The organism is Chryseobacterium mulctrae, assembly GCF_006175945.1.
In the GTDB taxonomy this organism is placed as follows: domain Bacteria; phylum Bacteroidota; class Bacteroidia; order Flavobacteriales; family Weeksellaceae; genus Chryseobacterium; species Chryseobacterium mulctrae.
The window spans coordinates 3,347,184-3,359,369 of the sequence record NZ_VAJL01000001.1; the positions used below are offsets into that span (position 1 = coordinate 3,347,184).

The window sequence follows — 12,186 nt, forward strand, 5'->3', positions numbered from 1 at the left end:
AAGAAATTAGTTCTTTTTTAATCTTTAAATGAGAAATTTATTTTGACAGGAGTGTTCAGTGAGAGTTCCGGATATGGTTTGCTGGATTTATATAAATCTATTTGATATTCATTTCCTTCAATATCTACAATAGAAATATCGGTAATCGTCATTTTTTTGTTCTCATCTTTTGTTTAGACAAGAAAACTTACAGCAATATTTTTCGTTGCTTTATTTCCAACGACTTTTGTTATTTTGAATGAAGAATTGTCTTTTTCCGAATCGAGAATTGGATTATTAATATCAAATACTTTTTTTATAGATTAATTTTCTAAAGACAAAGTTTTAACCGTCGATTGTAAAGCTTCGTTTTCCTTTTTGAGAGATTCACAGTTGGTCTGGCTGTACGCCAATGAAGCCAGTGATATTGAAGATAGAAATAATATTCTTCTCATTTTTTTTTATTGAAATTTCTTTGTTTAGAATTTTGATAAGAGTTTCAAATATACCAAAAAAATGATAATGAATCTTGTGCTCTTTTTTGATATTTATCCAAAATAGTTCTATACTCATCATTTTTTGCCTAACGGAATTTTTTCGGATAGTAAAAAAAGGATTCCCGTAACTATTAAAATACATCATTGAAAATTCATTAATTAAAGCAAGTTCAATACATCATCTAACCTGCGTAATACGAATACAGGTTGAACCCCATACCTGTATAAATTAGATACAGGTTACCTGAGTAAAAAGGATTATGCCAATCATCAAACCTGCGTAAAATACATACAGCTGGAATTCATACCTGAGTAAATCAGATACAGGTCATCTGCAAAAAATAGGACAATATTACTCATCGCACCTGCGTAATACGAATACTGGTGCAATCTCATACCTGCGTAAATTAGATACAGGTCACCTGCGTAAAATAAGTACAGGTCAAAATCATTACAATTTGATTTACAATACGGTAAGTAAATTTTCACTTTACAAGCAATTATTATTTTTCTTTCATACTCAAAGAATTCACTTCTGTAATTTCCCAATAAACACAACAGGAGATTCAAACTTACTGATTATCAATAATATAAATCGATTTTCAGAACTCCGAAAAATAAGCGGCCTTTTTGAGCAAGATGTGTCTTTGTATATACAAACTTTTCAAGTTTTATATCCAAAGACGATCTTGCCTTTTTTTCAAAAAGGGGAAAAAAACTGCGGAACTTGTTTTTTTGTTTTTAATTAAATTTTGGTACAAGAATCCAAATTAATCCAAATCATTCTTTTTTAATCCTGGGAAGTTTCCAAACTAATCCAGATTATTCTTATTTAGCCCAAACCCATTGAATACTATTGTTTTAGAAGGTTTTAACGCCCAATTTTGTCACAGAATTTTTAATCAAAATACTAATGAAAAAATTGAGTCATCTTCTACTGGCATTAATAGTAGTATCAATCCAAGGTCAGGTCGGCATCAATACCGAAACTCCAGAGGCGACTTTAGAAGTGGTAGGAAAACCAAATGATGTCAATCATTATGACGGAATTATTCCTCCACGAATTACAGGAAATCAACTCGCTGCAAAGACATATTCATCTACAAAAAAAGGAACTGTCGTCTTTGTAACATCTCCGGCTAACAATTTATCAGGACAAGTCATTCAAATAACTGAACCCGGATTATATTATTTTGATGGCAATTTGTGGCAAACATTTTCAAAAGAAAAGCAACCCACTGAATATAGAATTCTATTGACGTTTGACCATACCAGTACTGCGGCTCTTAGTGCAACTTCTACATGGTCCGCTCCGGTTAATTATAATGGAAATACAAATAATTATTTAACCGCTTCTAAATACTATACCATTGGGACCAAAAATTATGGAGGCTTAAAAGGATCCGTATCATTCAGAAAAGTTAATGGTATCGTCAATGTAAAATTTCAAATATTCAGGTCGACTGATTCAGAACCAATTACTTCCGACGCACTTATAAATATTCCGGATATCTTTAGTGACATAGGGTATATTCCTAACCAGATTGTTTTTTTACATCCTGAGAATTCAACAATGCTTATTCCTGCCTTGCTTGAAAATTTCACCATAAAAATTCCTCAAGCTTCTTTAGGCGCAATATCAACATCATATTATACTTATGGAGAAGTTCAGGGCTACTCAAATTGGATCAGACCCTATCTACACTAGGACGCTAAAATTATAGCAATTAATACAAATTATACACAGTTAATACGATTCTTAAGACCAAATGAATTTTAATAAAAAATAAAATGAAAACATTAATTTATTTTTTTCTGCCTTTCATAGCAACAACAATACAGGGACAGATTGGCATCAACACCCAGACGCCCGAGGCTACTTTAGAAGTTGTAGGGAAACCAAATGACACCAATCATTATGACGGGATTATTCCTCCAAGGATTACAGGTAACCAACTCGCAGCAAAAACATATTCATCTGCAAAAAAAGGAGCTGTCGTGTTTGTAACATCTCCAGCTACTAATTTATCCGGTCAGGTTATTCATATCACAAAGTCCGGGTTGTATTATTTTGACGGTGATCTATGGAAGTCATTTATAAAAGAAGACCCACTAAATACAGTTGCACTCAAGGGCAACACTTCTACGGTTGAACTTATTGTCAAGAACAGTCTGCATCTTAATTTTGATGAGAAAGAAAATTACATACTGGGAAATTCCAGAAGTCCAATCACCGGTGACTACAATTCTATTTTTGCAACCGACTCTAATATAACCTCTGGAAAAGGAAATTCCGCTAGTGCTTATGCAATGTCTCAAGGAGAAGTTACAGGCAAACTTAATTATGCTGCAGGAGTTTCTGCTTTGAATGGCATCGCAAACGGCGTAATCTCCGGTAGTAGAAATATTGGAATTGGTCCGGGAGCTATGTCCTACATTACTTCAGGAAATGATAACATCTCTATTGGCTATCTGTCAGGAACAGGAAACCGAACAGGGTCTAACAATATTTTCATCGGCATTGGCGCTGGTAGCCCGGCCACAGGAAACAGAAGCGTAAGTAATAAACTAGCTATACATTCAACCCGCGTTACAACAAGTTCAACCAGCTTTTGGGATAGTATCACGAACAATTATACGGATTACAAATTTGCTTTGATTTCGGGGGATTTTTCTGAAAGATGGTTAAATATCAATGGCAAGCTCAGCGTTACACCTTCCCAAATGCCCAATGCAGACGGAGATTCATCCTATACGAAAAAAGTAGTTGCCAAAACAGATGGTTCATTTGGTTTTGCAACAGAGATAGTTCCAACTCCGCCTGCTACCGGAACATATATTCTAAAAAGCGTAAACGGTTTGACAAGTTGGGTAACACCTTAATCATAAACTATGAAAAACTTTTTCAAATTTTTATGCCTGATGATCACTCTTTCACTAACATCTTGTAGGTCTATTGTTTCGAATCCTGGCAAACCATTAAAAGATAATTCTTTAGCATTAAATCACAAATATGACGTTCAGGATTTCACTGCAAAAATCCACAAAATAAAAATCACATCAGTTGATGGCAACAATATTTATGGTATTTCCAAAAAAGGAGAGACGATTTCAATAGATAAAAAACAAATCAGGGAAGTGAAAAAAGTAAAAGTCGTTAGTTCTATCGTTGTAGGCATTATGGCAATTGCGGCGGTCATCTTTGTTCCAATATAGAAAACAACATTTTTAAAATCAAATTTGAATTTGAAAGATGAATATTGATGAGCAAAAAGATGAAGTTATTTTTTTCAGAATTAAGAGTGAAAAGAAGAAAGATTGGAAAAAAATCTGTTCCAATAAACAAATTTCCCTGACTAGTCTAATCATCAATTCCGTAGAGAATAGAATGATGGATGACGAGAGACGAAAAGTATTGGCGTTCATTGAAAAACAGGATAACATCTTCGGAAAAATTGAAAATAATATCAATCAGGTAGCAAAAATAGCAAATGGTCAAAAATTTATCAGCGAAAATAAACTCAGAAATTTTTCGGATAAGTTATCAGAGATCATAATTCTGAAAAAAGAACAGAACGAAATCTTTACAAAAATCTATGCAAAGCTATCAAGATGATTGTTAAGATCATGGATCCGGCAGGTCCGAGTTTTCCAGGAGTTCATTATAACGATAAGAAAATTGATAAAGGCATTGGAGAATTAATGCTGATGAAAAATTTTCCTTCATTCATTAACGAATCAAGCAGCAAGCAAGAAGTAAGAAACTATTTAAGAGCTATTTCAATCGGGAATAAAAAAGTGTTGAAGCCTCAATTTCACGCGATGATCTCTACAAAATTTCAAGGGCATTCGAAAGAAGAGCTTACTAAGATAACGGAGAATTTTATGGATGAAATGAAATATGGCGAACAGCCTTTCATTGTGGTTTTTCATAAGGATACAGATAATAATCACGTACACATTGTTTCAACCCGGGTTGATAAACAGACAGGGAAAAAGATCAATGACAGTTATGAAAGGCTTAAAGCCCAAAAAGCATTAAGCGTTACAATGGAAAAATTATATGGTCAGAAACCGGAAGAAGAACTGGAAAAGCTGCTGAACTACAAAATAAGTTCGCTTGATCAGTTGGAAACTCTACTCAGCAGAAATGGTTACAAGATAGGCAAAAACACAAGTGATGAAAATTCTTTTAACATTTTAAAAAACGGAGTAAACCAAAAATCTATTAGAGGGGATCAGATTGTTTTTGATAACAGCAAAAATGAAAAAAGGGCTAAGCAGATGAAAGCCATATTAAGCAAATACAAAGAATTGTATTCCAATAAGGTTTTTAAAGTGGTGGATAATAGAAAAAATGAAGCAGTGCTTCCAAAAGAGAAGACTACTGACGGAGGAAATGATTCAAAAATGAAGATTGCCTTTGAAAGCGAGCTCCAAAAAAAGCTGAAAGATGTTTTCGGGATCGATATGGTTTTTCATCATAAAGAAGATAAAAATCCTTTCGGCTACACCGTGATCGACCATAAAACAGGAGAAGTATACAAAGGAAGTGATATTATGAAAATGAATGAAGTATTTGAATTTACTTCTGACAAGGTGGATAAGAAGACTTTTGAAATACTGAAGGATTATAATATTCGCAGCCAGGAAACAAAAAAGATCCTGCTTGAATTTTTTAAGAAGAATAATCCGGAAGCAGAAATCAAGGACTTTATGCTTTTTGAAAACCGAGGGAAGAAAGATTTGGAAACCTACCGAAAAGTCCAGTTTGAAGTAAAGGACTTTATTAGAAATAACAAAAACACAAATGATGAAAAAAAAGATATTTCTATAACAAAAGGCGAAGATGGAAAGCTGTATGCTGTTCATACCAGATTTCATTACGTGGGTGAACTTCAACCATTAATCGGAGAAAAGGAATATCAAAAATTTCTGAATCCCATAAGCGTCAATGAAGTGCAGACAGAAAACCGGACTGAAAATAATGAAAAAACAGAATTAAACAAAGCCGTCAACGAAATGCTTTTTGAGTTGATGAAAAGTTCGGGAACTGCAAAAGACCCTGCCGAAAATGAACTCAAAAAAAGACGAAAAAAGAGACGATAAAGTTGATGGAAAAATCATCTTCAGTCCAATAAAAATCAACTAAAACCTATGATCATCACATTTGCTACCCAAAAAGGAGGAACCGGAAAAACGACATTAGCCATCGCTTTTGCCAATTACATTACCGCACTTTCAGAAAGAAAACTCAATGTTTTCGATTTTGATTATCAGAAATCATTCTATCACAAATGGAAAGAAGATGAGCTATTGGACATTCCAAAATTGTACGATGTAGAAATTATTGGCGAGGAAGAAGAGCAGCCTTTTTCAGACTTTGAAACTCTCATTAATTTAAAAGAAAGCGATGAGATCAATCTCTTTGATTTGGCCGGAACGCTCGATGCAAAATACAGTGATTTGCTCATATACAGTGATTTTATCGTAACACCTTTTGAGTATTCCGATGTTTCTGTAAAATCGACTTTGGTCTTCATCAATATGCTGGGACTACTGGAAAGTGAGGCCGAAAGAATATTTATCCGTTCCAAATATGATAAAGGCTACAAGTATCTGAATCAGGAAGCAATGGACATTGAGCTCGCAAAATATGGAATGCTGCTGCCAAGCCCGGTATTTAAAAGAAACTGCCTACAAACTATTAATACCAGAAGCCTTATAGGCAAGCAAAAATATGCAGTAGAACATACATTCGATGAACTTATAAAATATATCAATGAAACCTCAAAAATCAAAATACAAGTGATTAAAAAGAGGTAAAAAATCAAAGATTCAATACCAACAAACGACAACGATTGACTGACAACTAAATCAATAAAAAATGATAAAAATTTCACTTACTATTCTGGCTGTTTACGTGTTGTATTATGCAGGTAACATTGTATACGATCTGTTTCTGAAGAAAGAAAAAGAAACCTACAAAGAAGAGACGGAGGAATTTTCTTTATCCGAAATTTCCGAACAGTACGAAGATCTTACTGCAACTATAGGGATTGAAGATGTAGAAAATCTCAACACTCCCAAATCCTTTAATAAAAATCTAATCCATTCTGATTACACTGAAGGAAATGAAGAAAGACAAGATCTGGAATATTTGAGGGGACTATTTGAATCTGAACAAGATCTGGATGAACCGGACAATGCACCCAAAAAGGATTTTACCGAAATTGAAAACCAACCTGATCCTGAAAATGCTGAATCAAGCGAAGCGTATTTTGACCAAAAGGAAAAAATATCAACAGAAAAGGAAAATCAGAAACCTAACGAAGTGATTAGCGAAAACCCAATCACGGTTAGTGCAGACCAGGAAACTTCCAGAATAAAAGATTGGAAGGCGATGCTTAATCTTTCTGAAACCTTGGTTCAAATGGTTGCGAACTACGACGGATACAAAGTTTATCAATCCATTATGTAGTTAGCCAACTTAAACAAAATCTAACGTACTGATTATTAGACTTAACAGCGGATTCCCATCCGTTGTCCGGGACTCCTATTCCCAAAATTTAACACTCAATTGATTATTAACCCTTTATAAAATTTTTGAATTATGATGAAAAATATTTTCACAAAAAACGTGACAACAAAAAAAGTTCTAACCCTAGCCTTGGCAATTATGGCGATAACTCCCGCATTTGCCCAAGGTGGAGCAACGGCAATCTCGAATGCAGCAAGTGATATCACTGATTATTGGGATCCGGTCAAGCTGATCTTGAAAGCAGTAGGAGGATTGGTCGGTTTTATCGGAGGTCTCCGAGTGTATAATAAATGGACGAATGGTGACCAGGACGTAAACAAAGAGATCCTTGGTTATGGAGGAGCAATGATCTTCCTGATTGTCGTTCCGGAATTTGTAACAGCATTCTTTGCATAGGATGGGATTCTACCTTTATAAGGGGCTGAAAAAGCCCCTTGTATTCTTCGGACTCAAAGGGAAATACATCTTTTACGCAGTCGGTGTTATCGGTGGCGGGGTCATTTCAGCATTGGTACTCTCAAAGTTCGGTCTCTTAGGCTCTTTACTTGGTCTTGCAGTCACCGCAGGCGGAGTTTATCTCATCTTCAGAAGACAGGATAAATATGGTTTGTATGACAAAACCAGAAACTTCGATCACATCTTAATTTTTCCAAAAAGGTTAGGCAGTAATAAACTTTTAAAGAATGGCAACAACAAAAAAACAGGCATTTAGCATTCCTTTTATAGGTTATGATTATGGAAAGGATTTCAATTGGGATTTTGATGTTCTTTTCGGACAATACGGAAACCCTATTATCGGGATCAAGATAAAAAACATCGTAGAACAGTACTCGGCGGACCCGGATAGCTATCTCAACTTTCACACGGTTTTAAATCAGGTGGTATCGATCATTGGAGAGGGGAGAATCGTTCAGAAGCTCGATATTTTTTCCAAAAAAAAATACACCGCTGAACAATCCAACCAATTTCTACAACAAAAATATTCGGAACATTTTGACGGCAGACTTTTCAAAACCATCGAAACGGTGCTTTTGTTTACAGATATCATCGATGATAAACTGAAAAAGAAAAGAAAGCAATACAATTTCTCCGATAAAAGCTATAAAGAACTTCGGGACAAATGCCAAAAAGTATTGATGCTTTTGAAGCAGAATGACTGCGAACCTCAGTTTTTATTTGAGAAAGATTTTGAATACTACATTTCGGGAGTTCTGTCGATGCAGTTTACCGAATCTCCAACATTCGATAATATAAAAAGCACCAACGAATTTTTGCAGATCGGAAACAGATTCGTAAAAAATATTTCTTACGTGGATGTAGAAAACATTGATTTGCCCTCAGAAATTGAACCTTATTCTGTTCTCGGCGGTAACGGTGCAGCTGCTGAAACAGCAGTTGATAATTTTAGTTTTATCAATGAACTGGAAGATTATGAGACCATTGTATACAATCAGATTATTACTATTCCAATTCAGGCGCAACAGCAAAGGGAGCTTGATAAAAAGAAGAAAAAGCACGAAGGAGCAGCTAACAATTCTCCTTCCAATGCGATTATAGCAGATGAAATTCAGACTCTGCTTCATAATATTGCTGTTGATGGGCAATTGGTGGTCAATGCTCATTTTTCAATATTGTTTTCAGCCCAGACACTGGAAAAAATGGAAAACATTCAGTCGATGATTGAAAATAAGCTTTTCACAAAAGGAATCATTGTTTCTAAAAATGCCTACAACCAGTTAGAACTTTGGCGGTCGGCAATTCCGGGCAATGGAACAGAACTTAGGGAATATGATCTTTTTATGACGACAAGCGAAGCGGCCTTGTGTTTTTTTTTTAAAGAAAGTTACCCCGTCAATGAAGAATCCAATTTCTATTTAAGATTTACCGATAGACAAGGCGTTCCGCTAAAAGTAGATCCTTCGGATTTACCGATGAAAACAGGAAGAATTAATAACAGAAATAAGTTCGTTCTCGGACCTAGTGGTTCAGGCAAAAGTTTTTTAATGAACAATATTATCGAGCAGTACTTGACCTACAATTATGATGTAGTGATTGTTGATACAGGAGATTCCTATTCAGGAACTTGTAAATATAAAGGAGGAAGATACATTCAATATACCGAAGAAAAGCCCATTACAATGAATCCTTTTCTGATGGATAAAAAAGAATTTAATATCGAAAAAATCGAATTTTTAACCAACTTGATTTTCTTGATTTGGCAAGGTCCCGATGCTGCAATGTCATCCGCTCAAAAATCCATTTTAGATAATGTGTTGATGTCGTATTACCATCAGTATTTCAACTCAGGAACACAGTGGTATGAAAATAAAACTTCTGAAGAACTCATTCTCTATCTAGGTAAATACAACATTCACGAAGATGATCTTTTTTCTGAATATGAGAATGAAGCCAAAGGACAGCATACTTACTATGACATTTTGGGAATTACTTTCGATGCCAGTTCCGATGAAATAAAAGAAGCGGGAAGAAAATTGTTAAAATTCTATCATCCCGATAAGAACATCAATAATCCTGAATATGAAAGTGAAAATTTCTATAAAGTCTATGAAGCGTATGACACGCTGAACGATGAAGAAAGAAGGAAAATATACAATGAGACACAGTTAATTTTAATCAAGTCGAATGACATCATCAGGCAACCCAGATCAGCTGAAGAATGGAATGAATCCTTTAGAAAAGCCATTATCAGAAAAATAAAAGAACTGGAAGAAAAGCTGGTTGTAACAGAACTTTCGTTCAATGGGTTTTATGATTATTGTGATCAATTTCTTCCTATTTACCTAAATAATAAAAAACACAATATTATAGAGAAGGAATTCAATCTGCGCACCTATTTATTTGTCCTGAAAGATTTTTACAAAGGCGGAAGGTATGGAACGACTTTAAATGAAAGTGCCGATAATACGCTTTTTGACGAATCTTTTATTGTTTTTGAAATTGATAATGTGAAGGATAATCCCAAACTGTTTCCGATAGTAACGCTCATTATTATGGACACCTTTATTCAGAAAATGAGGTTAAGAAAAGACCGTAGAAAAGCACTCATCATCGAAGAAGCGTGGAAGGCCATTGCGAGTAAACTGATGGGAGGATACATCCTTTATTTGTACAAAACGGTGAGGAAATTTTGGGGAGAAGCGGTGGTGGTAACGCAGGAACTGGATGATATTATTGGAAATGCGGTGGTTAAAGATTCCATCATCAATAATTCGGACACTTTTATATTGCTGGATCAGACGAAGTTCAAAGATAATTTCGACAAGATAGCTTCGCTTCTTTCACTTAATAAAGTAGAGCAAAACAAGATTTTCACCATCAACAATCTCAACAACAAATTCGGGCGAAGCCGATTCAAAGAATTCTATTTAAAGAGAGGTTCGAAAGGAGAGGTCTATGGGAATGAAGTATCTCTGGAGCAATATTTAACCTATACCACAGAAAAACCGGAGAAATCGGCAGTTGAATATTATGTACATCAATATGGCGACTATGATGAAGCATTGCGCAGAATAGTTGGTGATCTCAAAGTCTTCGGAGACAGTCTGGAAAACTTAGTGTCACTCGTGAACTTATATCAAAATCCATTAGATAAAAAAATCAATTCTTTCTACAGAATAATGAAAAAAGAACACAAAGGGAAGAATGTTTTCAAAGTCATCTCACAGGAATTAGAAGACCGCCAAATCACTTTTTCAGAATTAATCAGTAAACAAAATTACGCTTATGAAAACCTTTAAAGCTATAAATTTTCCAAGAGGATTTCGTTACGTTTCATCTCTGGCGAACCACATTAGATTGAAGGTTTTTCTACTCATTTTCTCCCTATGGGGGACAATTGGATTCGCTCAAAACACTTACATCGACCCTACCGTAACGGCGGCAATGATTCTGTATTCTGAAAATCTAAAAGCCAAACAAAATGAAGTAATCGAAGAGACCTCAAAGTTAAAAGATGCTCAGATCTGGGTAGGAACACAGATGGTGGCAGCCAATGACATTCAGAATAAAATTCTGAAAGGCTTGAAAGAAGTTTCAGGAACATTACAAAACGGAATTCAGGCACAGGAGATCTACTCAGATCTCAATAAATGTTATAGTTATTCCTCACAAGTGGTACAACTAGCATCAGAACATCCTGAGTATGCCATTTTTGGGGTGAAAGCTTCACAAAAGACCTATGAGCAAAGTCTAAAGATCGTGACAGATGTATCTGATATTCTCGCATCCGGAGAGCTGAATCTGGCTACTGCAGGAGATCGATATAAAATCTTGCATAATATTTCCGGGAACGTCAAAAATCTGAAGCTTTGGCTTTTGGCGATTAAATTAAGACTGGAAAAAGCCAATCGACTAGGATTCTGGAATTCCATTAATCCATTTGCAGGCTACATCAATACAGACAAAGCTATTGTTGAAAATATAATGAACAGGTACAAACGGAATTTTTAAAAAATTACAAAATGTTAAAGAAGATTCTTCTTAGCCTATCTATTCCGGCTGTTTATCTTGTGTTGACATCCTCCGGTGGTGGTTCTACACCAGCATGGCAACAGGAAAATGTATCATTTCCGATGATGGATATAGAAATCAATGCCACGATGAAAGAACACGACAGGCAAAAAGAAATGCGACAAAAACAAATTGCGAATGCCACCGTAGAAACGGCCAATAGAAACCAATGGAACAATTTTAAAGAAAAAATCACCAAAGTTCAGGACAGATTGCGAATTGTTTCATTTGCCATTCAAGCCATACCAACAGGAATAGCAATGAGCAGGGAAATAACAAAAATAACCAACAATCAGACTGCTATTATCAATGAAATAAACGATGCTCCTTATTCCATTATATCCGTTTTGCCTTCCCAAGTTCAGTTTGTTGATGATCTGCAAATGGTAACACGGCTTGTAACCGGGATCATTTTGTCTTACGGAGCCATCAATCAAATGGAAAAATCAGAACGTAAAGTATTATTAGAATATGCTTTGGGCGAAATAAAAACATTGAGCAGGAATTCCACGCATATGCTTCTGAAGATAAGGGATATTAAAGCCAAAGTAAAACGCAATAAAAGAGCCTTTCAATATTATGTCAACAAAGATAAGCAGGTGGTTGAGAACATAATGAGTCACATCAAATCTTTCTAAA

Annotated in this window: 13 protein-coding genes; 12 read left to right on the top strand and 1 reads right to left on the bottom strand. The window is 35.2% G+C overall.

Translation table 11 applies throughout. The annotated features are described in order from the left end of the window. Nucleotides 1-302 precede the first annotated feature (302 nt). Nucleotides 303-434 (bottom strand): hypothetical protein, encoded by a 132-nt coding sequence (locus FDY99_RS23550; RefSeq protein WP_262486294.1) that lies wholly within the window; start codon nucleotides 432-434, stop codon nucleotides 303-305. A 955-nt stretch (nucleotides 435-1,389) separates the two neighbouring features. Here FDY99_RS23550 and FDY99_RS15460 point away from each other — a divergent pair. The 12 genes from FDY99_RS15460 to FDY99_RS15515 all read left to right on the top strand — a co-directional run bounded on the left by FDY99_RS15460 (nucleotide 1,390) and on the right by FDY99_RS15515 (nucleotide 12,185). Further along, complete coding sequence (locus tag FDY99_RS15460; RefSeq protein ID WP_034975954.1) at nucleotides 1,390-2,184, top strand: hypothetical protein; 795 nt, start codon at nucleotides 1,390-1,392, stop codon at nucleotides 2,182-2,184. Nucleotides 2,185-2,267: 83 nt separating this feature from the next. Further along, nucleotides 2,268-3,359 carry a hypothetical protein gene (locus tag FDY99_RS15465; RefSeq protein ID WP_034975952.1) on the top strand — a complete coding sequence of 364 codons (1,092 nt, stop codon included), beginning with the start codon at nucleotides 2,268-2,270 and terminating at the stop codon, nucleotides 3,357-3,359. Between the two features lie 9 nt (nucleotides 3,360-3,368). Then, a complete protein-coding gene (locus FDY99_RS15470) occupies nucleotides 3,369-3,692 on the top strand; it encodes a bacteriophage spanin2 family protein (RefSeq protein WP_034975949.1) in 324 nt (107 codons plus the stop codon). A gap of 37 nt (nucleotides 3,693-3,729) precedes the next feature. Beyond that, nucleotides 3,730-4,092, top strand: a complete 363-nt coding sequence (locus FDY99_RS15475) for a hypothetical protein (RefSeq protein WP_034975947.1) — start codon at nucleotides 3,730-3,732, stop codon at nucleotides 4,090-4,092. Then, nucleotides 4,089-5,585 carry a relaxase/mobilization nuclease domain-containing protein gene (locus FDY99_RS15480; RefSeq protein ID WP_034975946.1) on the top strand — a complete coding sequence of 499 codons (1,497 nt, stop codon included), beginning with the start codon at nucleotides 4,089-4,091 and terminating at the stop codon, nucleotides 5,583-5,585. Before FDY99_RS15475 ends, FDY99_RS15480 begins: the two co-directional genes overlap by 4 nt. Before the next feature lie 48 nt (nucleotides 5,586-5,633). Then, the gene (locus FDY99_RS15485) at nucleotides 5,634-6,302 is read left to right on the top strand and encodes a ParA family protein (RefSeq protein ID WP_040995592.1); all 669 of its coding nucleotides are present in this window, start codon (nucleotides 5,634-5,636) and stop codon (nucleotides 6,300-6,302) included. Between the two features lie 61 nt (nucleotides 6,303-6,363). Then, nucleotides 6,364-6,957, top strand: a complete 594-nt coding sequence (locus FDY99_RS15490; protein WP_040995594.1) for a hypothetical protein — start codon at nucleotides 6,364-6,366, stop codon at nucleotides 6,955-6,957. 135 nt (nucleotides 6,958-7,092) lie between these two features. Continuing rightward, on the top strand, nucleotides 7,093-7,413 hold the full coding sequence (locus FDY99_RS15495; RefSeq protein WP_394344551.1) for a DUF4134 domain-containing protein: 321 nt from the start codon (nucleotides 7,093-7,095) through the stop codon (nucleotides 7,411-7,413). Between the two features lies 1 nt (nucleotide 7,414). Further along, entirely contained in the window at nucleotides 7,415-7,729 is a 315-nt protein-coding gene (locus FDY99_RS15500; RefSeq protein WP_040995597.1) for a DUF4133 domain-containing protein, read from the top strand. Then, the gene (locus tag FDY99_RS15505; RefSeq protein WP_040995599.1) at nucleotides 7,701-10,775 is read left to right on the top strand and encodes a TraG family conjugative transposon ATPase; all 3,075 of its coding nucleotides are present in this window, start codon (nucleotides 7,701-7,703) and stop codon (nucleotides 10,773-10,775) included. The genes FDY99_RS15500 and FDY99_RS15505 overlap by 29 nt, the downstream gene beginning before the upstream one ends. Then, nucleotides 10,762-11,487: a hypothetical protein gene (locus FDY99_RS15510; protein WP_228374833.1), complete on the top strand. Its 726-nt coding sequence runs from the start codon at nucleotides 10,762-10,764 to the stop codon at nucleotides 11,485-11,487. The genes FDY99_RS15505 and FDY99_RS15510 overlap by 14 nt, the downstream gene beginning before the upstream one ends. An 11-nt stretch (nucleotides 11,488-11,498) precedes the next feature. Next, nucleotides 11,499-12,185 carry a hypothetical protein gene (locus tag FDY99_RS15515; protein ID WP_034975933.1) on the top strand — a complete coding sequence of 229 codons (687 nt, stop codon included), beginning with the start codon at nucleotides 11,499-11,501 and terminating at the stop codon, nucleotides 12,183-12,185. Nucleotide 12,186 lies beyond the last annotated feature (1 nt).